The following is a 22,143-nucleotide window of genomic DNA, read 5'->3' as shown; positions in this document are numbered from 1 at the left end:
GCTTTATCAGGCAATCTTCTTTCTATTATTTATTCTTCTGATGGTTTGATTGTTCTTCTTGAATTTGGTCTAATTGTTTTTGCTCTTCTTCAGGTAGTACTTCTTTATTTTGGTCTGGGTCTACAGGTTGATCATCCTGAATTGGAAAATCAGGCATATATCTACCAACGATGGCTGCGAGTTCATCTACAACACCTTGAACAGGGTGACCTTGTTTAATTTTATTTCCCAAATTACGAATTCTTTCTGTTGCATCTGCATCAGCAACTACGACTGCGGTTTTACCATAAGGATCATGGTAAAGAGCTTCTGAAACTGAATATTTTAAAGTTCCAACACGAGATCTGTCTAAATCTTTATCAACGTCAATACCCACTACAGCATACGGACCTGCCACAACCGCAGATGCCCCTCGGACATTCGGAACATCGCTGGCGATATTTGCGAGGCGGTCGGCTATTTCTTTATTGGAGAGGTTTTGCAAATCAGTTGGTTCTGAGTTTTTAACCTGTAAGAACTGCTGGTTGTTCTCTTTACTCTCCAAGGCTTCTTCTTCATTTTGTTGGCATCCGGCTAAAACAAACATAATTATCAGCACTTGAACAAGATATAGCTTTTTCTGCATTATTTATCACTCCTTCTTATCACTTGCTATATTAGTTATTTTTAGATAGAAGGGTTTAATTTATACAGGGGTTTAGCTTAAGAGATATTTATATTAGATAAAATCATTGGTTTGAATCCACAATGTTTAGAATTTGAGTTTTAATTTTTGGATGTATCTTTTTTTACGAGCTAACAGGGAGAGAGAATACGGAACTAATCCAATAATTAAAACTACAGGTTCAAAATCCCTAATTTCCTAAATAAAAAAAAGCTGCCACATGTATGTGAACAGCTTTCTTTCTTGTTAGTTAATAACAATCTTTTTAATGCCTACGATTGGATCGTTGATATTAGCTCCATCTTGATAAAGAAAGTGCACTGGGCCATTTTCTTTTAATGGTTTTCCATCTAAGGCAAAAAGAAAGTATCCTTCCTTTAGATCGTCAATAGTAATATTGTAATCTCCATTTTCTGTAACAAGCGTTACATCTTCTACATCGGTTTTTATTTCGGCATTGTTAATAAAATCCTTTAATGGCATTACATACGAGCTAGTGAGTATCTTTTCTCTCTCAAATTGTTTTATGCTACGATTTACCGGTGGCTTATGAAATTGTGGGTCCAATTCCTTTTCCCAACGTTTAGAAGCCTTCTCGATTTCATCTGTTTCCTCTGCTGTTGAGAGTTTATTTTCGGTTAATTCCTCTAGCAATATTTTCCTGTCATCAAAAATCCATACAGTAGGATCAAGAGTGATAGAATATGTCACATTTCCAATAATTGGTACAATCATTTTTTCACCTCATTAATAAAGTCTCTACTAAGAATAGCAGAATAACATTAATATTTCATTTCATTGGATTTAAAAAATAATATTTTGTTTGCAATTTTTTCAAGCAAACGATAATATAATATAGAAGGAAGTCTTTTTAAATGGAGGGATTTATTTGATGCCTGAGATGACAGTAAATCATCGTGAAAAAGCCCACGCCCTTCTTAAGGCTGATGCTGACAAAATTTTACGATTAATAGAAGTTCAAATAGAAAATTTAACAATGCCTCAGTGCCCGTTGTATGAAGAAGTGTTGGACACGCAGATGTTCGGTTTATCCAGGGAAATTGATTTTGCTGTTCGTTTAGACTTGATCAGCGAAGATGAAGGCAAAGCACTTCTCGAAAACCTTGAGAGGCAGCTTAATATACTACATGAAGCAGCGCAAAACTCATTGTGACATACTAATGTACACAAAAAGGCGTTAATGTTAAATTAGCAAAAACTTTGCCTACATAATATTTGGCAAGGTTTTTTTGTTTATATAAACTCAAAAATTAGATGATAGTAGAAAAATGATACAACAATGTGTTATACTATTGTTAAATGTGTTATCATATTTTTCTATTTCATCTTAATCATTACATAGTAGGGAGAAGTAAGATGATACAGAAATTAAAAGATTATGATTTTACATTAATAATTACACCCATTCTTCTAGCTGCCTTTGGTATGGTGATGATCTATAGTGCCAGTATGGTAACTTCTATTGTAGAGGGATATGAAAGTACACATTATCTGATGAAACAATTGCAATGGTTTGTAATTGGCTTAGCAGGATTTATCTTTTGTAGTATATTTCCTTATAAGTATTATCAGAAATTAATGAAGATAATAATTTTATTTGTGATTCTTTTATTGGTAGGTGTTTTGCTTTTTGGTACTACAATTAACAATGCGAAATCTTGGTTTTCATTTGGACCAATAAGTCTGCAACCTGCAGAACTTGCTAAACTTGCCCTTATCATGTATTTAGCTTCTGTGTATTCAAAAAAACAGTCGTATATTAATGAATTTACAAAAGGAGTTCTCCCGCCGCTGGTTTTAACTGGGATTATTTTGTCCTTAATAGTGCTGCAACCGGATATTGGTACAGCGTCTATTATATTTCTAATAGCTTGTTCAGTAATTTTCAGTGCAGGTATTCGTTTCAAGCATCTATTTATATTGATAGGGATTGGCTTGGTAATTTTGGCAATTGCCATTCCAAATATGGTAACGGATGTCAGAATATCCAGATTTACTGGGGCCTATCAACCATTTCAGGCACCAGAAGATGGGGGATATCATCTTATTCAGTCATACTTAGCAATTGGTGGCGGTGGAATTACTGGAGAAGGTTTGGGGCAGAGTGTACAGAAGCTTGGTTATCTCATGGAAGCACATACTGATTTTATTATGGCCATAATTGCTGAAGAACTTGGTTTTGTAGGTGTAATGATTGTAATTGGTATGATAGCAACCATTGTCTTACGTGGAATATTTATATCAAGCAAATGTCAAGATAGTTTTGGCTCCCTACTAGCTATAGGTATTTCATCCATGATTGGACTTCAAGCATTCATTAATTTAGGTGCAATTAGCGGGGTTTTACCAATTACCGGAGTACCACTTCCGTTTGTGAGTTATGGAGGTTCTTCTCTTCTTGTATTAATGATTTCAATGGGAATAATGAATAATATTGCCATGTCAGTGAAGAAAGCAGAACGAACACCAGTTACTGAACATAAAAAGACGGAACCACATATATATCAAAATAGAGGAGGAAGAACATGGCAGAAGTAAATAAAATTAATAAAGTACTTGTAGCAAATCGTGGAGAGATAGCAATAAGAGTTTTTCGTGCTTGTACGGAACTGAATCTTAGGACAGTAGCTATATACTCAAAAGAAGACTCAGGTTCTTATCATCGCTATAAAGCCGATGAATCTTATTTAATCGGTGAAGGCAAAAAACCGATTGATGCATACTTGGATATTGAAGGAATTATTGAACTAGCCAAAAGTGTTGGTGTTGATGCAATACACCCGGGTTATGGATTTTTATCCGAAAACATAAACTTTGCCAAACGTTGTGAAGAAGAGGGAATAATCTTCATTGGTCCTACAAGTGAGCATCTACATATGTTCGGCGATAAAGTGAGAGCAAGGTCACAAGCGGTTAAAGCAGGTATTCCTGTCATCCCGGGTACTGATGGCCCTGTAAGTTCAATGGAGGAAGTGAAAGATTTCGGCCAAAAGTTCGGCTACCCTATAATTATTAAAGCTTCACTGGGTGGTGGAGGACGTGGGATGCGCATTGTTAGAAGCGAAAAAGGTCTTGAAGATGCGTATGATCGTGCAAAATCAGAGGCTAAAGCCGCATTTGGTAATGACGAAATATATGTAGAAAAGCTAATTGAAAACCCAAAACATATTGAAGTACAAATTATTGGTGACAAAGATGGAAATATTGTTCATCTGTATGAGAGAGACTGTTCTGTACAGCGGCGTCATCAAAAAGTAGTGGAAGTAGCACCGAGTCTATCGTTGAACGAAGAGTTGCGGATGGATATTTGTGATGCTGCTGTTAATTTAATGAAAAATGTTAGTTATATCAATGCGGGAACTGTAGAGTTCTTAGTAACAAATAACGAATTCTTTTTTATTGAAGTTAATCCGAGAGTACAAGTAGAGCATACTATTACAGAAATGATAACTGGTGTGGATATCGTTCAAACACAAGTTAAGATTGCAGAAGGAAGAAACATTCACGATAACTCAATAGGAATCCCTTCCCAGGAAGCAATTGTAACAAATGGATTTGCTATTCAATCAAGGGTAACTACAGAAGACCCGTTAAATAACTTTATGCCTGATACTGGAAAGATTATGGCTTATCGAACAGGCGGAGGATTTGGTGTACGGTTGGATGCTGGTAACGGTTTCCAAGGTGCGGTCATTTCCCCTCATTATGATTCATTATTGGTAAAAGTTTCAACTTGGGCATTGACTTTTGACCAAGCTGCACAAAAAATGGTCAGAAATCTGAAAGAATTTAGAATACGGGGTATTAAAACGAATATTCCTTTCTTGGAAAATGTAATATTGCACAAAAATTTCTTAACGGGTGAATACGATACCACTTTTATTGATCAAACTCCTGAGTTATTTGTTTTTCCTAAGCGGAAAGATCGAGGGACAAAGATGCTCACGTATATTGCTAATACAACTGTAAATGGAATGGATGGTGCGGAAAAGAAACGGAAGCCAGTTTTTCCAAAGTTGGAAGTACCTTCTGTGAATCATTTGGAACCTGTACCGCGAGGAACGAAACAAATACTTGATGAACAGGGACCAGAGGGGTTAGCCAAGTGGTTAAAAGAACAAAAAGAAGTTATGCTTACTGATACAACTTTTCGTGATGCACACCAATCTTTATTAGCTACAAGAGTTAGAACAAAGGATTTAACAAGGATTGCTGAACCAACAGCAAGATTATTGCCAAACTTGTTTTCCGTGGAAATGTGGGGAGGAGCTACCTTTGATGTTGCTTATCGCTTCTTAAAAGAAGATCCTTGGGAGAGACTGCTGAATTTACGGAAGGAAATGCCAAATGTATTATTTCAGATGTTATTGCGGGCAAGCAATGCAGTTGGCTACAAGAACTATCCTGATAACTTAATTAAAGAATTTGTCGGCAAAAGTGCGGAAGCCGGTATAGATGTATTTCGAATCTTTGATAGCTTAAATTGGGTAGAAGGTATGAAGCTTGCAATAGAGTCGGTTAGAGAGAATGGTAAAATCGCAGAGGCTTCCATGTGTTATACAGGAGATATTCTTGATAAAGGCCGCTCGAAATATGATCTCACTTACTACGTAAATCTGGCTAAGGAGCTTGAGCTAGCTGGTGCGCATATTTTAGGGATTAAAGACATGGCTGGTCTGCTTAAACCAGAAGCAGCCTATCAATTAATTACCGCTCTAAAGGAATCTATTGATCTACCAATTCATCTTCATACACATGATACAAGTGGGAACGGTATTTTGACTTATTCTCGTGCCATTGATGCAGGAATAGATGCTGTAGATGTAGCAGCAAGTTCTATGGCAGGCTTAACATCGCAACCTAGTGCACAATCACTATACCACGCATTGCAAGGGTCTGAACGACAACCGAATATAAATGTGAACGCATATGAAAAACTTTCTCATTACTGGGAAGGTATTAGAGAGTATTACCAGGACTTTGAAAGTGGAATGAAAGCACCTCATTCGGAAGTATATTTTCATGAAATGCCTGGCGGGCAATATAGTAACTTACAACAACAAGCAAAGGCAGTTGGTTTAGGTGATCGCTGGAATGAAGTGAAAGCGATGTTCCGACAGGTAAATGACATGTTTGGGGATATCGTAAAAGTAACTCCTTCTTCAAAAGTGATTGGCGACATGGCATTATTTATGGTGCAAAATGATTTGACAGAAGATGATATTTATGAAAAAGGAGAATCTATTGATTTTCCTGATTCTGTTATTGAATTTGCCCAAGGCTATATCGGCCAACCATACCAAGGCTTTCCACAAGAATTGCAGCGGATAATTCTAAAAGGGAGAGAATCTATAAAAGTTCGTCCTGGCGAATTACTTGATCCTGTTAATTTTACAGCATTAAAAGAAAATCTGTTTAAAACATTGGATCGACAAGTAACTAGTTTTGATATGATTGCATATGCTCTTTATCCTAAAGTATTTATGGATTACCATCGTTTTTACGAAACATATGGTGATATGTCGGTACTGGATACACCTAGTTTTTTCTATGGCATGAGATTGGGTGAGGAAATTGAAGTGGAAATTGAGCAAGGAAAGACGTTAATTGTAAAATTGGTATCTATCTCAGAGCCACAAATAGATGGAACAAGAGTAGTGTATTTTGAATTAAATGGCCAGGCTCGTGAAGTTGTTGTCAAAGATGAAAGTATAAAGGGAGCTATCACAGCTCGACCACAGGTTGACAAGACAAATAATAAGCAAATTGGCGCGACGATGCCGGGTACAGTTATAGAAGCTCTTTGTAAAAAAGGTGATCAGGTTAACAAAGGAGACTACCTCCTGATTACAGAAGCTATGAAGATGGAAACAACAGTACAGGCGCCATTTTCGGGGGTAATTAAAGAGATTTATGTTGCGAATGGAGAGGCTATCGCTGTTAATGATTTATTAATTGAGTTTGAGTAATAAAACAAATATAGTTACGGATGCTTTGCAAAGATCTGGGCATTCCCTCTTCTGGGAACGATAAACTAGAAACTCATGTATTTTGTATACTACTTAAGTAAGAAAAAAGATGGCAATATGTTTAAAACACATTGCCATCTTTTTTATAATTTAATTACTGTTGACATCATGGAGTGATTTTTCATATTTGGCACTTCGTGAAGATAAAAGTACAAAATAACTTAACATCCCAAAATAACAGGAAATTACTAACGCATGCATTAGAGCTATTCCCAGATTTAACAGGGTGAAAATGATCATTGCGCCAAAAAACACTTGTAGGGTGATTAATGCTAATGATGTTAACCATCCCCAATACATTATTCTGCTTGTTCGATAATATTTTACCATTCTTATAACTAGAGTTATAGTCCAAATGAATAGTAGGCCGGCGGCTAAACGGTGACCCATTTGAATCCACTGTTCTAAACTATAGCTTTGAAATGATAAAGGTGAAGTATTGGTACAAAAAGGCCAGTCAGCACAAACTAAATTAGCCTCTGCGTGGCGAACAAGGGCACCTGTATATACGACAATATAGGTGTAGATGGTAATAGCATAAATCTCCACTCGGTGTTTCTTTTGAATAACCAATGATGCGGCATCAAACTTCCTGTCGATCTCAAAAATGAGCAGCATGACAAGAAACACTGCCGCAAAGGAAATCAACGATATACCGAAATGTGCAGCCAGTACGAAATCTGATTGGCCCCAAAGTACGGCGGCAGCTCCGATTAATGCTTGAATTATCAAAAAGATAACGGATAATGATGTGAGAAACTTAACCTCACGAATATGCCCTATATATTTCCATGCCATAATTGTTAGCGCTACTACAGCGAAACCAACAACGCCTGTTACTAGGCGATGACTTAATTCAATCACCAATTCTGGTGTTATGTTGGAAGGGAGAAACTCTCCTTCGCATAGTGGCCAACTGTCTCCACAGCCGTCGGCAGACCCTGTTTTAGTTACTAGAGCTCCGCCTAATAGTAGAAAGAGCATACCAACAGTCGACACAATAGATAACCACTTTAATGTTTTTATCATAGTAAAGCCTCACTTCAATGTTGATTAGTAAATTAGCTACATCTCATAATAATATTAAGTCAATACACAATGCAATGAAATATGATTGGAAAATGATAAATGACACACAATTGTTATACTCTTTCTCTTTTTCTACTGTTTTCACTATGTAAAACTAAAAAAACCTTGCATTGTTGTCATTTGTTTGCTAGAAATAGTGTAGGGGATATTTGTTATGCTTTGTATTACCATGTCCAAATCTGAATATTAACTATACTTACGTCGCGTTCGCAATCAAGGTGAGTTAATTAGATTGTAATACAATTCCATGATACAATTATAATTAATTTATATCCAAGGTACTTTTGGGGAATAGTATTATGGTAACTCCATCAGTATGCTTGGTCTTATCATGCCTAAAGAAGGGGTTTGTAGGGGGGGAGAATTTTGAACAAAGCAGAAACACCTTCTTCGCAAATGGTTAGTACAACTGTACTCTCCAAAAAGAAAAGCACTCATTTTATAGAAGATTTTAAAGCACTAATTAAAATAGGAATTGTTAACTCGAATTTAATTACTGTAATTGCAGGTTTTTGGTTAGCACTTCACTACACAAATGGCACGTTTTTGGCTAATCTTGACGTATTTATTTTAACCATTTCAGGAAGTGCATTAGTAATTGCCGGTGGAGGTATTCTGAATAACTGGTATGATGTGGATATAGACCCTTTAATGACCAGGACAAAGAATAGGCCAACAGTAACTGGCAACATATCATTAAACACGACATTGTTACTTGGATTATTGTCTACACTATTTGGTTTAATTCTTCTATCATTGACAACAATACAAGCAGCACTATTTGCTTTTGTGGGATGGTTTGTTTATGTGGTATTATATACTATGTGGTCGAAAAGAAGGTATACCTTGAATACTGCAATTGGCAGCTTTTCTGGTGCGGCACCTCCATTAATAGGTTGGGCAGCAATTGAACCTCATTTTCATATCGTACCATTAATGTTATTTTTAATAATGTTTATTTGGCAGACGCCTCATTTCCTTGCTTTAGCGATGAAGAAGACAAAGGAATACAAAGCAGCAGGTGTTCCAATGCTCCCCGTAGTTCATGGATTTGAAATTACAAAGCGACAAATTGTGATCTATATTGCCTGTTTGCTACCTCTACCATTTTACTTGGCTTCACTAGGTACAACCTTTATGGTAATTGCTACATTACTGAACGTTGGTTGGCTGTTTATCGGAATAAGTGGTTTTTTTATGAAGAATGATCTGAAATGGGCAAACCTAATTTTTATCTATTCTTTAAACTATCTTACTGTATTATTTTTAATGATGGTCGTTGTTACAATTAAAACACCATTTAGCTAAATTGTCCTTAATTAATTAACATAAATAAGGAATCAACAAGGAGAAAGAGAGGTATGAATTCATGAAAGGGATGGGAAAAACTAAAGCATTATTCCTATTAAGTTTTTTAGCAATAGTCTTGGCTGGTTGCGGTAAAGAAAACTTAACCGCTCTCGTACCCAAAGGGACTGGAGCAGAAACATCAATGAATTTGATTTTGCTATCAACACTTGTCATGGTGTTTGTGTTTGTGGTTGTAATTGTGGTATATGTTATTGCCCTAGTTCGCTTTCGTAAAAAGAAAGGACAGGAAAATTACATACCAAAACAAGTGGAAGGTAATAAGACACTTGAGACAATTTGGACAGTAATACCAATTATTTTGGTATTGATCCTTGCAGTTCCAACTGTTGCGGCAACATTTGAATTGGCAGACATGTCAAAGTCCGGTGACGGAGTAAATATTGAAGTTACTGGAAACCAGTATTGGTGGCATTTCAATTACAAAGGGGAAGAGATTCAAACAAGTCAAGACTTGTACATTCCAACAGGAGAAAAAGTTTATCTGAATATGATTTCTTCTGATGTAATCCATTCATTATGGATACCAAGTATATCAGGAAAAATGGATGTTAACCCTGAGAACGTAAACAAAATGTATATTGAGGCAAAAGAAGAAGGTGTTTATTGGGGTAAATGTGCTGAACTTTGTGGGCCTTCACATTCACTAATGGACTTTAAAGTAGTTGCAGTGAGCCCAGAAGAGTTTGACAAATGGGTATCTGATATGCAAGATGTCGACCCGAAAGCACAGCCACAAGACGCAGTAGCGCAAGAAGGTAAGGATTTATTTGAAGAAAAGAGTTGTATGGGTTGTCATGCTATAGGATCTTCACCTGCAGCTGTTGGACCTAATCTTACTGACTTTGGAAACCGATCTAAAATTGCTGGTTTCCTTGAGCCAAACGAGGAAAATCTTGTTAAATGGATAATGGACCCTGAATCCATTAAGCCTGGAAATAAAATGACAGGTAATTATCCTGCTGTTTCTGAAGAAGAAGCAAAGAAAATTTCAGCCTATCTGATGCAATTAAAACCATCTGATATTACTCCTGAAAGCGCAGGCAAATAGTAATATTTAAATTCTTAAGAGAGAAATTAAGGGAGGTTTGAACCTTGAGTATAGCAGCTACTCAAAAAAGAGGCTTCGGAGCCTTCTTGTGGGATTATTTAACAACAGTCGACCATAAAAAAATTGCGCATTTATATTTATTTGGTGGCGGATTCTTCTTCCTGCTTGGTGGTATTGAAGCATTATTTATTCGTATTCAACTAATTAAACCAGAAAATGACTTTCTAAGTGCTGGTTTATATAATGAAATGATTACAATGCATGGAACAACCATGATCTTCTTGGCAGCTATGCCGCTGTTTTTAGGGTTAATGAATGCCATCATGCCTTTGCAAATAGGTGCTAGAGATGTTGCATTCCCGTTTTTAAATTCATTAGGTTTTTGGTTATTTATGTTTGGTGGAATTTTATTGAACTGTAGTTGGTTCTTAGGTGGAGCTCCTGATGCAGGATGGACTTCTTATGCGCCACTATCCATTCAATCACCTGGGCATGGAGTAGATTTCTACACACTTGGCCTGCAAATATCCGGTGCGGGAACATTAATGGGTGGAATTAACTTCTTAGTAACGATTGTTACCATGCGTGCGCCTGGAATGACTTATATGCGTATGCCATTATTTACTTGGACTACATTTGTAACTAGTGTTCTTATTCTTTTTGCTTTCCCGGCTCTAACAGTAGGATTATTCCTGCTTATGTTTGACCGTATGTTTGATTCAGCTTTCTTTGATGTTGCTTTAGGTGGTAATACCGTAATCTGGCAGCATTTATTCTGGATCTTCGGCCACCCGGAAGTATATATATTGATCTTACCTGCTTTCGGTTTGTTTAGTGATATATTCTCTACATTTTCAAAGAAAAGATTATTTGGTTACACTGCGATGGTTTTTGCCACAATCTTAATCGCTTTCTTAGGATTTATGGTTTGGGCTCACCATATGTTTACGGTTGGTTTAGGTCCGGTCGCAAACTCTATCTTTGCAATTGCAACGATGGCTATTGCAGTACCAACAGGTATTAAGATATTTAACTGGCTTGCAACTATGTGGGGAGGAAGCATTACTATTAACTCAGCAATGCTTTGGGCACTAGGATTTATTCCTTCATTTACAATTGGTGGTATGACTGGTGTTATGCTAGCTTCTGCGGTAGCTGACTATCAGTATCATGATACCTACTTTGTTGTTGCCCACTTCCATTATGTTATTGTTGGTGGTTCTGTATTTGGAATCCTGGCAGGTATACATTACTGGTATCCAAAAATGTTTGGCCGCATTCTACATGAAGGTATGGGTAAAGCTGCATTTTGGATTTTCTTAATAGGTTTTAATTTGACATTCTTTATCCAACATTTCCTTGGATTAATGGGTATGCCACGTCGTTACTGGGTATTCCTTGAAGATCAAGGGCTAGATACTGGTAACCTTATAAGTACAATTGGCGCATTTTTAATGGGGGTTGCAGTAATAATTCTTCTAATCAACATTATTTACACTGCAGTTAAAGGGGAAAAAGCTCCTGCTGACCCATGGGATGGTCGTACGTTGGAATGGGCAATTCCTTCACCACCTCCATTCTATAACTTTAAGCAAACGCCACTTACTCGTGGTTTGGATCCTTTATGGATTGAGAAAACAGAGGGTAAAGGCAAAATGACACCTGCAGAACCGCTTGGAGATATTCATATGCCTGATGGATCTATTCTTCCTTTCATCATGTCATTAGGATTCTTTGTAGCTGGTTTTGGGTTTATTTACCAGGTTGATCACAGTGCATGGTTATTGGCAGTTTTTGCTGGTATTGGTACAGCATTGATTTGTATGTTAATCAGATCTTTGAAGGACTACCATGGCTATCACATTAAGAAAGAAGATCTTGAAAGGGAGGCTGACTAATATGAGTCACGATCATTCCTTAAGTCCAGAAGTAATGCCGCAAGAACCAGAAAAAGCCACCCTTGAAGGAAAGAATAAATTCTTTGGTTTATGGTTTTTCCTTGGCGGAGAGACAGTTTTGTTTGCCAGTTTTTTTGGGACCTACCTTGCATTAAGAAATTCCACTGCGGGTGGCCCTACGTCAACTGATTTATTTGGATTAGAGCTTGTATTTATTATGACAATGCTGTTATTAACAAGTTCATTAACAAGTGTATATGCGATGTATCATATGAAAAATAATGACTTTAAGAAAATGCAATTATGGCTTGCTATTACTGCTTTTCTAGGAATGGGTTTCCTTGGTTGTGAAATTTATGAGTTTGCTCATTATATTCACGAATTCGGTTTTACATTCCGCTCTTCAGCGTTTGGGTCAGCCTTCTATACATTAGTTGGCTTCCACGGTGGTCACGTTGTATTTGGACTTAGTTGGTTAATTGCTTTAATGGTTAGAAATGCAAAAAGAGGCTTGAATTTATATAATGCTCCAAAATATTATACATTCAGTCTTTATTGGCACTTTATTGATGTTGTATGGGTATTTATCTTTACAGTAGTTTATCTAATGGGAAAGGTAGGTTAAATTATGTCAGAGAACACCAATACCAACAGTGTTAATTCGTTTCAAAAGAAAAGAAATAAAGATGAAATGAAAAAGCAATTGATTTCCTTTGCTTTAATGATTGGATTTACCATAATTGCCTTTACCTTGGTTGCTACAAAAGCAATGGATAAAATGTTTATTATCCCAGTAATTCTACTATTGGCAATTATTCAAGTTGCATTTCAGTTTTATTATTTCATGCACATGAAAGATAAAGATCACGAATTCCCATCTATGATGATTTATGGTGGAGTATGGGCGGCAGTATTAACTGTTGCTACACTATTAACAATTGCATGGTGGTAAACAGAAGAGACCGGTAAACATACCGGTCTTTTTCTTTTGGTCTTTTAAATATTTTAGAAGTAAGTTGGAGTGTTAAAAATAAAAATATTGCAATTTAGATAAAATGCGAACTAACTATTCGTGTTCAGATTATGTGAAATAACTGTGTTGTTGAAAAGCTCACTGAAATAGTTGCAGAGGTAAGCCCCATTGATTTCCATTGCATGCGGACGCTTTCAAACCTCCGGGTAAAAGCGTGACATCTGTTCGTAACCTCACAGTGTCTTCTTTACCGCTCGGCATGGCCACAGCCGCTTCCTCCGCTACGCTCCGCCCAGGGTCTTCGCCTCATGCTATTTCGGCAGGAGTCGCGGGCCAACAGGACAAGGAAAGCTTCTAAGAGAAACATCGCACGCAGAAAAAGCGGATTTCTTTTTCAAGGACGTTGATCATGCAATCGTCGCCACAAAGGGTTTTCGTTGGGACGAATTAGCGCAAACGGTTTTTGATGGGGCGAGTTAGCGCAGCCCCTGTCCCAGGACGTGGCGTTCTTAGATTGCCGCATTCCACTCCAATCAATTTTTATTGCGCTTTATTTTAATAATATATGGTTGCCTATTACAGTCAGTTATTATAGTCCTTTATATTTAAGGAAAGTTTTAAAATCGTCACATTCTATACGTGTATTCAATGATCATGTAAGTTATAATAATAGAGATAAACCCTAAATGGAGTGATTATCTATGTGGTTAGAATTACAAATATTTGGTTTCCGTGCTTTATGGAGTCCTTATTTCTTCCTATTTGTTATCGGTCTTGGAGTGGCATATTTTTTAATTACCGGCCCCTTTAGATCTAAGTGGGGAATAGTGGAAAAGCCATCTAATAAACAACAGGTTTATTTTTATATTGCTCTATTATTGCTTTATATTGTAAAAGGATCTCCAGTTGATCTCTTAACACATATTATGCTTACTGCACATATGGCACAAATGGCAATATATTATTTGATCTTTCCTATTTTAATTATTAAAGGAATACCTGTTTGGATATGGAAAAAAGTGGTATCTGCTCCGTTTATAAACCCAGTATTAAAAGTATTAACGAAACCGATTATTTCTTTATTATTATTTAACAGCTTATTTTCGTTATATCATGTACCAGCAGTTTTTGACTTTGCCAAATCGTCACAAATTGCACATACTTCGATCTCATTAGTGATCCTCATTGCAGCCTTTATTGTTTGGTGGCCCATTTTATCTCCTATTAAAGAATGGGATACAATGTCACCATTATTAAAAATTGGCTATATTTTTGCCAATGGAGTATTGATCACTCCTGCGTGTGTATTAATCATATTCGCTGATCATGCTTTATTTGCTGCTTACAGCCAAGATGGAGCTTGGATACAGGCAATGTCGTTATGTGTGCCTGGAAATGTATTGCAGGGGATATCTTATGCTATTTCTGGACCGGAAATGTTTTCACCAATGAGTACTCTTGAAGATCAGCAACTTGGTGGAATTATTATGAAGATTATGCAAGAAATAACATATGGCTATATACTTGCTCGTATTTTCTTTACGTGGTTTAATCAAGAAAGTCTTAAGGTTGATCCTATTCCGGCAGAGACGAATAGTTAGCCCAATCGATTAAACACCTTGCTTCCTTTGTGAGGTAAGGTGTTTTCTACATAACCGAAGAATGAAAGGAAGGAAAGACATGCCGTTGTTACCCACAATAAGTACCTTTTTTATCGCATTAAGTGCAATTTTAGTTGTAATAGGATGGATATTAATTAGTAAAGGAAATGCTAAAACACATAAAAAAGTCATGGTGTCTGCTGCTATCAGTGCGTTACTGTTCTTTATTATATACGTTTCAAGAACAATATTTGTCGGCAATACAAGTTTTGGTGGTCCTGATGAGTATAAAATTTACTACACTGTTTTTCTTATATTTCACATAACTTTAGCAACAATTGGTGCAGTTTTTGGCGTCGTTACACTAATGTTAGCTTTTAAACGTAAGATTACTAAGCACAGAAAAATTGGTCCTGTAACAAGTATCATATGGCTTTTTAGTGCAATAACTGGAGTAATGGTCTACTTATTACTTTATATTATTTTTGAAGGCGGAGAAACAACAAGTATGATAAAAGCGATATTGGGAACATAGGAATAGCAAACCCTGCTGATAAACAAAGAATAAGAGTGAGTATAGTTCTATTACCGAGTGCTTGAAAGGTATTACAAAAATTTCTCCAAACATCTTTATAAAGTTAGGGAATCTACCATCCTACATTTTGTATTAACCGTCTTTATATGAAAAGGAGGAAGAGAGATATTGCTCTTCCTCCTATATTTTTGTATTCCATTTTATAATACCTGCTTCTTTTGCGGAGTTAAATGCTATAAATAATAATGGACCTAATATAAAACCTAGTAAACCTAATAATTTTAGTCCAATAAACATGGCGATCAATGTGGCCAATGGAGATAGCCCAATATGTTGCCCCATCACTTTAGGTTCAACAATACGTCGAACAGCAAGTAAAATGATTGCAAGAACAGCAAGTTGAATACCTAGTGATGTATCACCTGCCAGTAATAGAAATAAAGCCCATGGCCCCAGTATAATGATAGAGCCGATAATGGGTATTAAATCAACGATCCAAATAATAAGCGACATCATTATCGCAACTTCTGGAGTGATTAAAAATAATCCGACTAATGATACTGCTAGAATCAGAAGGCTTACTAGAAATTGAGCTTTAAGAAATCCAAGTAATACATCAGCTAAACGTCTGTTCATAAATGAAACTTTTTCAGCAGTTTCTTTTGTTAGCAAATTATACATTTTTGCTTTAAGTAAAGGCAATTCCAACATGAAAAGAAAGAGAGCAATAAGATAAACAATAAAACTAATTAAATATTGGGGTACTTTACTGAAAATCTCTGCAATGTTATCTAATGTTATTTTTTCTTTCGCTGTATTGCTAAGTGCTGTTAAGTTTTCCTCAATACTATCAGAAATCTGTTTTACGAATTCTGGAGGAAGGTTATTCGTATATTGTTGAAGATCTTTCTCCCACTCTTCATACATATCATTCAATTGATTAAAATGACTAGGTACATCCTCTACAAAATTTACAACTTGAGTCACAGCTTTTGTAACAATAAAGGTTCCAGCGATTCCAACCAGCAGTAAAAAAAGTAAAAATATTATAGAAACCGCTGCTTTTCGGCTAATCTTCGTTTTTCTTTGCAGCAAACGAATTGTAGGGTTAAGCAATAGTGCTGTAAAAAAAGCAACAATAAGAGGAATGGAGACGGGTAGAATAAAGATTATGAAAAGTACTAGCAGTACGGCTATAAATATTAGTGTCCAATGGCGTTTTGTAAGTGTGCGGATCAACGTTAATTAATGTCTCCTTTCATATGTAGCCAATATAATGGCAGCTATTTCTATAAAGAATATAGCATTAAATTTCCAATTTGAACAGAAAATTTCTTTGTATTATATTAAATTGAATAAAAAACCAACTACTAACATTTGATCTGAGTAGTTGGTCAGTTTGAATTTATTTTTTATATTGTTGAATTTCATCTTTTACTTTAGTAATAATGTTGTTTGCTCGTTCCACAAGGTTAGCAGGGAATCCTTCTTCCTCGCCATATTCAACCCCATGCGGGTAATAGTGTTTTCCTAAAAGTGGAGGCATTAGTTTAATTACAGCATTGCCTCTATCTACATCTCCTTCAATAGAGTAGCCTTGAATTCGGATGTAATATGTAATGTTTTTTTCTTTTGATTCTATTTTATAATCATACGTTACGCGATCATAATCCCATTGCCCAGCTCGAATAAAAGCATGTTTTCCAGTTAAATGATCGAGTGGTTTTAAATCGATAACAACGTCTTCAATACCAGTATTCTCTAATCTCATCTTATCCACCTCACATAATTGTCCTTCCTACACTATAATAGTACGAAATAAGTGAACATGCAATTGAAAACGCATAAGATTTTTGATTATATCTTCTTTAGAGATAATAGAGTTAAGAGAATGTTTATAGTATATTGTGCATATATATAACAAAAAAGAAGAGAAGGGGACCATTCTATGCGGTTTATTCAAATTACAGTTATATTAACCATTCTCGCAGTTATTGTATTTTATGTAATGGAAGGAAAAGATGCTCCAGGTGAAAAATTAATTACTGAATCAGTAAGGATTGCAAAAGAGAAATCTACCCTTCTAAAAGCTAAAGAGGGAACTCCAAAGATGCAAAAAGAAATACCGTTGGAAGGGGACCTTTTTCAATGGGTGGGAAAAGGAACTGATCAGTTACAAGAACAGTTTGGGGAGCCAAAGAGAAAAGATCCAAGTGCATATGATTATACTTGGTGGGTCTATACGGATGATTCAAGTCAATATATTCAATTTGGAGTCTTGGGAGAAGAAGTTAAAACAATATATGCAACTGGTTCTGAATTGGGGTCAAAGCCTTTTGTCATTAATCAGACCTATGATGAGATAAATAAGAAATACCCTTTTGAAGAGCATGTTAATTATAGTGAAAATTTCGCATCCTACACTTTTAAATTAAATGAAGATGATCTTAAAATGCGTCCATTAATAAAAGTAGACGATGATATATTTGTGCAAGCTTATTTTGACACATTTACGGAAAAGTTATCCTCTATTAGAGTTTTAACTGCAGATATACTCTTATTGCACCGTCCCTATGAACTGGAATATCGTGGCCAAATTCCTGAGCGCCCTATATTAAATAATAGACAATGGTTAAAAATAGAGGAAGGTATGGAAAGGCAAATTTTCGAAATTACAAATGTTCTACGCCATCAATACAACAAGTCTGTCCTGAAGTGGGATGAATCAGTTAGTCAAGTAGCGTTAAAGCATAGTAAAGACATGGAAGTAAATAAATACTTTTCACATTATAGTCAAAATGGCAATGGATTAAAAGAGCGCTTAGCTGAAAAAGAGGTCTTCTATACTGCAGCTGGTGAAAATATTGCTGCTCAATATCCGGATGCACCAGCGGCTATAGAAGGATGGCTAAATAGTGAAGGGCATCGTCAAGCATTGCTAAAAGAAGAATACACCCATTTGGGAGTAGGGGTATATCGATTGTATTTTACACAAAATTTCCTTGCTAAACCTTTATAGGTATTTTGTTAGTCTGGGATTCTGAGTGGGAAGTCAGGCACATCTCTTAGAATTTAACATAAATTAAATAGTATAAATGTCTATTTAATATGAGGTGAGCAAGATGAATGAATCAGATTTGCACCCATCAGTTGTTAATTTTAAACGGTTTATAAATAAGCATCCTAAGTTATTAAAGGAAATTAGACGAAGTGGAAAGTCGCTACAAGTGTATTATGAAAAATGGGCATTGCTAGGAGAAGAAGATTCCTATTGGGATCAATTTATTGAAGAAAAGCCTGAGGCTGAAGAAGAAGATGGGGATAAAAAAAACAAGGAGTTATTCAACCAATTTCTTAAAATGGCTGAAAATATGGATATAGAAAAAATACAGAAACAAGCCAATCAATTAAGCAATGCAATAACGACTGTTCAGGAAATAATCAGTCAGTTCCAATCTACGAAGAGCACTGGTACTTCTAACCAAAATCCTATTAATTGGTATCGAGACTAGGAGGAAATTCAATGCATCCACAATGCTATGAGTATCTAAAAAGTAATCCACAGTTAGCAAGATTCGTACGTCTTAATCCTATGTGGTACCGCTATTTGTCCAGAGAACCTTCCATGTTGACTCATATAGATAAAGAAGCGAAACGATTTTATGGAAAGACTTTTCCTCAGCGGGTTGAAAAATTAAATAATCAAGTGCAAATGCTTGAGATGCTTATTCAATTTGCTGGAGCAATGAAGGATTAAACATTTTCAGAACTTGTCTTAAATGATACTATAGTAGTGGAGGTGTAATAAATGATAGCTACTATGGAATATGTAGATATATTAGATAAATCCGAGCAATTGGGGAGTATGGTAATGGATTCAGACATAATGGAAGCCTATACTAATTCCCAGAAAGCTCTTCATAAAGATAAAGAAGCTCAGAAATTAATTAGAGATTTTCAACATATAAAAGAACAGTATGACGATGTCCAGCGATTTGGCAGATACCACCCTGATTATAATGAAATCATGAAAAAGGTACGAGCAGCCAAACGAGAAATGGATATGAACGATAAGGTGGCTGAATTTAAAATTGCCGAAAGAAACCTGCAAAAATTATTAGATGAGATTAGTAGATATGTAGCTCAGAGTGTAAGTGAACAAGTGAAAGCTCCTCAGGAAGGGGCAGCTTTAACAGATAGTGGCTGTGGTTGTGGAAGCGGTGGAGGATGTGGCTGTGCCTCCTGATCTTTGAATTTATATGGTTACTCTGATAAACTAAGTTGCAAATAACTTGTAAGTGAGGGCATGATATGAATGTGGATCGCCAAAGTTTAATAGTCTGGTTTCAACATTTGAAAAATATTAAACAAATAAAAAGGTATGGACATTTAATTTATGTATCAAAGAGAATGAAATATGCTGTAATTTACGTAAATCAGGATGAAATTGAAAAAACCGAACAAAAATTACTTAAGTTAGCCTTTGTATCAAAAGTAGACCGTTCTTATAAACCCTTTATAGAAACAAACTACGAAAATGCAAAACCAGATAAAGCAAAACAATATGATTATAAAATGGGTATATAATGTTTTTTAAAATATGGACAATATGTTGTCCATATTTTTTTGCTCTAATGGGTGAAGAGGTCTAATAATTAATAAAGGAGGCTAATTCGCTTTCCTCCCAAACTATGTATAACTAGATATAGTTACTTTTATACCTCGATTTTTTCAAAAGGCTTTTAACAAAAAGAAAAACCTGCAGAAATATTTTCTGCAGGTCCCTTTGTTTTCCTTTTAGAAAACAAAAAGGCAAAGGGAGAGGAGAAACCGAAGAAGATCTTATGGGGAAGTGTAAGTCTTCTTCGAGTTATGAAACAACCAAGCTAACCTTTAGCTGTCTCAATAATTTATTATGTACAAGAAAGATAAATTTATACATCAAAGTTCATGTTTTGTTATCGAATTTAAATTATTTTCATCTCTTCCCTTTTATGATAGGATTAATGTCGAATAGTGCCAAAGGGAGTGTGACTATGAGAGTTATAGCTGGGCAATATAAAGGACGTCAATTAAAAGCAGTTCCAGGTAAAAATACAAGACCGACAACTGATAAAGTTAAGGAAGCGACTTTTCAAATAATGGGTCCATATTTTGAAGGGGGTAAATTTCTTGATTTGTTCGCCGGTAGTGGAGCACTCGGCATTGAAGCATTGAGCAGGGGAATGGAATGGGGGATTTTGGTTGATAAGTCACCGAAGGCTATACATATCATTCATGATAATCTTAAAGCGCTTAACTTGGAAAAAGAAACAGAAGTATTTCGGGCAGATGCATTTCGTGCGTTACACGCTGCATCCAAGCGAGGACTTCAGTTTGATTTAATACTATTGGATCCGCCTTACGCAAAAGGAGATTATGAAGGATTAATAAATGAAATAGTCAGCTTAGAGATACTAAATAAGGGAGCCATGATCTATTGTGAACACGATCATTCTACCGTATTGAATCCATTACATAAATCACTATCTTTAATTAAGCAACAAAAATATGGTGGTACAATTACAATAACTATATTTAGAAATGACACATAGGAGGTATTTTATATTGACTAGGTTAGCAATTTGCCCTGGTAGTTTTGATCCGCTTACTTATGGGCATCTGGATATTATACAGCGTGGAGCAAGGATTTTTGACCAAATTATTGTAGCAGTTTTCAATAACCAATCGAAAGCCCCATTATTTTCTGTTGAGGAACGGATAAAATTAATTGAGGAATGCACTATCGATCTACCGAATGTGATAGCTGATTCTTCTGATGGATTATTGATGGATTATGCAAAAGAAAAAAACGCTCAGGCTATAATTAGAGGGCTTAGAGCAGTCAGTGATTTTGAATATGAAATGCAAATTACTTCCATGAATAGAAAGTTAGATGAAGAAATTGAAACTTTTTTTATGATGACAAATAATCAATATTCATTCTTAAGTTCAAGTATAGTAAAAGAAGTGGCAAAGTATAAAGCAAATGTTTCAGATCTGGTTCCAAAACCGGTAGAGCAGGCGTTAATTACAAAATATAAATAATAGGAAAAGATGTTGTGATAAATAGCAACATCTTTTTTTGTTGGCTCTAAAATATTTGTGGGGGTTATGCAATCGTTCGTTAAATAGATAAACTCCGACGTAACTTGATAGTACTTTAAGCGGCCGCTTCGGAATATACATTTCGCTTTCCGTGGGCAACGCTTCAGCTTACTCGGAAGAAATCCATTTCCTTGAAAAATAAACCCACTTTTTCTGCGTGCGATGTTTCTCATAGAAGCTTTTCTGGTCCTGCGGGATCTTCAGCAGTTGCTTTTCCCACAGGACAAGGAAGGCTTCAGCGAATTGTGCATCGCACGAAGGAAAGATGTTTTTTCTTTCCGAGGAGTCTTCGTGTTTTTACTACACTAGAAAAGTGATTAGATATTAACCCGCTATTTATGGATTTAAGCAGATACAAATTGATTGGAGCGGAAGGGGGCGACTCCTGCCGGAATAGCATGAGGCCACTGAAAAAGTCATTTTCTACTAAAATAGAAGTTTTTCAAAAGACACTATCCCAAAATTTTGTTTTGTTAATATGCATAAATGGAGAGCCAGAACCAGTTTATTCCACTCATAGACTAAAAAGTGGTGATGTAATTTTTTGGAACTAGCCTTCTCAAGAATTTACCGGACTTTTTCAGTGGCTTCGAATAGCATGAGCTGAAGACCCTGCACGGAGCGTAGCGGAGGAAGCGGCTGAAGCCATGCCGGCGGAAAGCGTCCCCCTGCAGTGGAAATTATTGGGTCTATTCACCTCCTTAAAATGAAATAAACTACTACAAAATTACTTCGCAGTATACTCCAACTATGAATGAAGAAATACG

22 protein-coding genes are annotated in these 22,143 nt (G+C 36.0%); 17 read left to right on the top strand and 5 right to left on the bottom strand.

Going from position 1 to position 22,143, the window contains the following annotated elements; all coding sequences use genetic code 11:
• Positions 1-25: 25 nt before the first annotated feature.
• Both BME96_RS11510 and BME96_RS11505 read right to left on the bottom strand, forming a co-directional pair.
• Positions 26-625: a YhcN/YlaJ family sporulation lipoprotein gene (locus BME96_RS11510; RefSeq protein WP_071649104.1), complete on the bottom strand. Its 600-nt coding sequence runs from the start codon at positions 623-625 to the stop codon at positions 26-28.
• Positions 626-910: 285 nt separating this feature from the next.
• Positions 911-1,399, bottom strand: a complete 489-nt coding sequence (locus tag BME96_RS11505) for a hypothetical protein (protein WP_019378702.1) — start codon at positions 1,397-1,399, stop codon at positions 911-913.
• Positions 1,400-1,556: 157 nt separating this feature from the next.
• Here BME96_RS11505 and BME96_RS11500 point away from each other — a divergent pair, with 157 nt between their 5' ends.
• From BME96_RS11500 to pyc, 3 genes are all read left to right on the top strand, one after another.
• A complete protein-coding gene (locus BME96_RS11500) occupies positions 1,557-1,838 on the top strand; it encodes an Fpa/YlaN family protein (RefSeq protein WP_019378701.1) in 282 nt (93 codons plus the stop codon).
• 203 nt (positions 1,839-2,041) lie between these two features.
• Positions 2,042-3,223, top strand: a complete 1,182-nt coding sequence (gene ftsW / locus BME96_RS11495) for a putative lipid II flippase FtsW (protein ID WP_019378700.1) — start codon at positions 2,042-2,044, stop codon at positions 3,221-3,223.
• Positions 3,211-6,654, top strand: coding sequence for a pyruvate carboxylase (pyc, locus tag BME96_RS11490; protein WP_019378699.1), 3,444 nt, complete (start codon positions 3,211-3,213; stop codon positions 6,652-6,654). The genes ftsW and pyc overlap by 13 nt, the downstream gene beginning before the upstream one ends.
• Positions 6,655-6,804: 150 nt before the next feature.
• On the opposite strand, the gene BME96_RS11485 is transcribed toward pyc, so the two are convergent.
• Positions 6,805-7,743 (bottom strand): COX15/CtaA family protein, encoded by a 939-nt coding sequence (locus BME96_RS11485; RefSeq protein WP_019378698.1) that lies wholly within the window; start codon positions 7,741-7,743, stop codon positions 6,805-6,807.
• Between the two features lie 456 nt (positions 7,744-8,199).
• Between BME96_RS11485 and cyoE the strand changes: the two genes are divergently transcribed.
• The 7 genes from cyoE (at position 8,200) to BME96_RS11450 (ending at position 15,229) form a co-directional block, all read left to right on the top strand.
• Positions 8,200-9,111 carry a heme o synthase gene (cyoE, locus tag BME96_RS11480; RefSeq protein ID WP_033354136.1) on the top strand — a complete coding sequence of 304 codons (912 nt, stop codon included), beginning with the start codon at positions 8,200-8,202 and terminating at the stop codon, positions 9,109-9,111.
• Between the two features lie 61 nt (positions 9,112-9,172).
• Entirely contained in the window at positions 9,173-10,222 is a 1,050-nt protein-coding gene (gene coxB, locus BME96_RS11475) for a cytochrome c oxidase subunit II (protein ID WP_019378696.1), read from the top strand.
• A 44-nt stretch (positions 10,223-10,266) separates the two neighbouring features.
• On the top strand, positions 10,267-12,120 hold the full coding sequence (gene ctaD, locus BME96_RS11470) for a cytochrome c oxidase subunit I (protein ID WP_019378695.1): 1,854 nt from the start codon (positions 10,267-10,269) through the stop codon (positions 12,118-12,120).
• 1 nt (position 12,121) lies between these two features.
• Positions 12,122-12,745 (top strand): cytochrome (ubi)quinol oxidase subunit III, encoded by a 624-nt coding sequence (locus BME96_RS11465; RefSeq protein ID WP_019378694.1) that lies wholly within the window; start codon positions 12,122-12,124, stop codon positions 12,743-12,745.
• A gap of 3 nt (positions 12,746-12,748) precedes the next feature.
• Entirely contained in the window at positions 12,749-13,072 is a 324-nt protein-coding gene (gene ctaF, locus BME96_RS11460) for a cytochrome c oxidase subunit IVB (protein WP_019378693.1), read from the top strand.
• Positions 13,073-13,794: 722 nt separating this feature from the next.
• Positions 13,795-14,694, top strand: a complete 900-nt coding sequence (gene ctaG / locus BME96_RS11455; RefSeq protein ID WP_071649103.1) for a cytochrome c oxidase assembly factor CtaG — start codon at positions 13,795-13,797, stop codon at positions 14,692-14,694.
• 79 nt (positions 14,695-14,773) lie between these two features.
• Positions 14,774-15,229, top strand: coding sequence for a DUF420 domain-containing protein (locus tag BME96_RS11450; protein ID WP_071649102.1), 456 nt, complete (start codon positions 14,774-14,776; stop codon positions 15,227-15,229).
• Between the two features lie 180 nt (positions 15,230-15,409).
• Here the strand turns inward: BME96_RS11450 and ytvI are convergent, their stop codons facing one another.
• Positions 15,410-16,468, bottom strand: coding sequence for a sporulation integral membrane protein YtvI (gene ytvI / locus BME96_RS11445; protein WP_019378689.1), 1,059 nt, complete (start codon positions 16,466-16,468; stop codon positions 15,410-15,412).
• A gap of 166 nt (positions 16,469-16,634) precedes the next feature.
• Positions 16,635-17,000: a YugN family protein gene (locus tag BME96_RS11440; protein WP_019378688.1), complete on the bottom strand. Its 366-nt coding sequence runs from the start codon at positions 16,998-17,000 to the stop codon at positions 16,635-16,637.
• A gap of 177 nt (positions 17,001-17,177) precedes the next feature.
• Here BME96_RS11440 and BME96_RS11435 point away from each other — a divergent pair, with 177 nt between their 5' ends.
• The 7 genes from BME96_RS11435 (at position 17,178) to coaD (ending at position 21,316) form a co-directional block, all read left to right on the top strand.
• The gene (locus BME96_RS11435; protein ID WP_071649101.1) at positions 17,178-18,248 is read left to right on the top strand and encodes a CAP domain-containing protein; all 1,071 of its coding nucleotides are present in this window, start codon (positions 17,178-17,180) and stop codon (positions 18,246-18,248) included.
• 103 nt (positions 18,249-18,351) lie between these two features.
• Positions 18,352-18,741 carry a YlbD family protein gene (gene ylbD, locus BME96_RS11430; RefSeq protein ID WP_060680382.1) on the top strand — a complete coding sequence of 130 codons (390 nt, stop codon included), beginning with the start codon at positions 18,352-18,354 and terminating at the stop codon, positions 18,739-18,741.
• Between the two features lie 11 nt (positions 18,742-18,752).
• Positions 18,753-18,986, top strand: coding sequence for a YlbE-like family protein (locus BME96_RS11425; RefSeq protein ID WP_019378685.1), 234 nt, complete (start codon positions 18,753-18,755; stop codon positions 18,984-18,986).
• 51 nt (positions 18,987-19,037) lie between these two features.
• Positions 19,038-19,475 (top strand): YlbF/YmcA family competence regulator, encoded by a 438-nt coding sequence (locus BME96_RS11420; RefSeq protein WP_060680385.1) that lies wholly within the window; start codon positions 19,038-19,040, stop codon positions 19,473-19,475.
• A 65-nt stretch (positions 19,476-19,540) separates the two neighbouring features.
• On the top strand, positions 19,541-19,816 hold the full coding sequence (locus BME96_RS11415) for a YlbG family protein (protein ID WP_019378683.1): 276 nt from the start codon (positions 19,541-19,543) through the stop codon (positions 19,814-19,816).
• A 449-nt stretch (positions 19,817-20,265) separates the two neighbouring features.
• Positions 20,266-20,823: a 16S rRNA (guanine(966)-N(2))-methyltransferase RsmD gene (gene rsmD / locus BME96_RS11410; protein WP_231478615.1), complete on the top strand. Its 558-nt coding sequence runs from the start codon at positions 20,266-20,268 to the stop codon at positions 20,821-20,823.
• A gap of 13 nt (positions 20,824-20,836) precedes the next feature.
• Positions 20,837-21,316 carry a pantetheine-phosphate adenylyltransferase gene (gene coaD / locus BME96_RS11405; protein WP_019378681.1) on the top strand — a complete coding sequence of 160 codons (480 nt, stop codon included), beginning with the start codon at positions 20,837-20,839 and terminating at the stop codon, positions 21,314-21,316.
• The last annotated feature ends 827 nt before the right edge of the window (positions 21,317-22,143 follow it).

It is taken from the genome of Virgibacillus halodenitrificans, assembly GCF_001878675.1.
Lineage (GTDB): Bacteria > Bacillota > Bacilli > Bacillales > Amphibacillaceae > Virgibacillus_Q > Virgibacillus_Q halodenitrificans.
Note: the sequence above shows the minus strand (reverse complement) of the source record. Positions and strands in the feature narration are given on the sequence as shown.

Bases quoted from the DNA above. Each gene is read 5' to 3' on its own strand.
- ylbD (WP_060680382.1), top strand. From the start codon at position 18,352: ATGAATGAATCAGATTTGCACCCATCAGTTGTTAATTTTAAACGGTTT.
- BME96_RS11435 (WP_071649101.1), top strand. From the start codon at position 17,178: ATGCGGTTTATTCAAATTACAGTTATATTAACCATTCTCGCAGTTATT.
- BME96_RS11465 (WP_019378694.1), top strand. From the start codon at position 12,122: ATGAGTCACGATCATTCCTTAAGTCCAGAAGTAATGCCGCAAGAACCA.
- ctaG (WP_071649103.1), top strand. From the start codon at position 13,795: ATGTGGTTAGAATTACAAATATTTGGTTTCCGTGCTTTATGGAGTCCT.
- BME96_RS11450 (WP_071649102.1), top strand. From the start codon at position 14,774: ATGCCGTTGTTACCCACAATAAGTACCTTTTTTATCGCATTAAGTGCA.
- BME96_RS11425 (WP_019378685.1), top strand. From the start codon at position 18,753: ATGCATCCACAATGCTATGAGTATCTAAAAAGTAATCCACAGTTAGCA.
- ftsW (WP_019378700.1), top strand. From the start codon at position 2,042: ATGATACAGAAATTAAAAGATTATGATTTTACATTAATAATTACACCC.
- BME96_RS11420 (WP_060680385.1), top strand. From the start codon at position 19,038: ATGATAGCTACTATGGAATATGTAGATATATTAGATAAATCCGAGCAA.
- pyc (WP_019378699.1), top strand. From the start codon at position 3,211: ATGGCAGAAGTAAATAAAATTAATAAAGTACTTGTAGCAAATCGTGGA.
- rsmD (WP_231478615.1), top strand. From the start codon at position 20,266: ATGAGAGTTATAGCTGGGCAATATAAAGGACGTCAATTAAAAGCAGTT.
- cyoE (WP_033354136.1), top strand. From the start codon at position 8,200: ATGGTTAGTACAACTGTACTCTCCAAAAAGAAAAGCACTCATTTTATA.
- coxB (WP_019378696.1), top strand. From the start codon at position 9,173: ATGAAAGGGATGGGAAAAACTAAAGCATTATTCCTATTAAGTTTTTTA.
- BME96_RS11500 (WP_019378701.1), top strand. From the start codon at position 1,557: ATGCCTGAGATGACAGTAAATCATCGTGAAAAAGCCCACGCCCTTCTT.
- ctaF (WP_019378693.1), top strand. From the start codon at position 12,749: ATGTCAGAGAACACCAATACCAACAGTGTTAATTCGTTTCAAAAGAAA.
- BME96_RS11485 (WP_019378698.1), bottom strand. From the start codon at position 7,743: ATGATAAAAACATTAAAGTGGTTATCTATTGTGTCGACTGTTGGTATG.
- BME96_RS11440 (WP_019378688.1), bottom strand. From the start codon at position 17,000: ATGAGATTAGAGAATACTGGTATTGAAGACGTTGTTATCGATTTAAAA.
- BME96_RS11505 (WP_019378702.1), bottom strand. From the start codon at position 1,399: ATGATTGTACCAATTATTGGAAATGTGACATATTCTATCACTCTTGAT.
- BME96_RS11415 (WP_019378683.1), top strand. From the start codon at position 19,541: ATGAATGTGGATCGCCAAAGTTTAATAGTCTGGTTTCAACATTTGAAA.
- BME96_RS11510 (WP_071649104.1), bottom strand. From the start codon at position 625: ATGCAGAAAAAGCTATATCTTGTTCAAGTGCTGATAATTATGTTTGTT.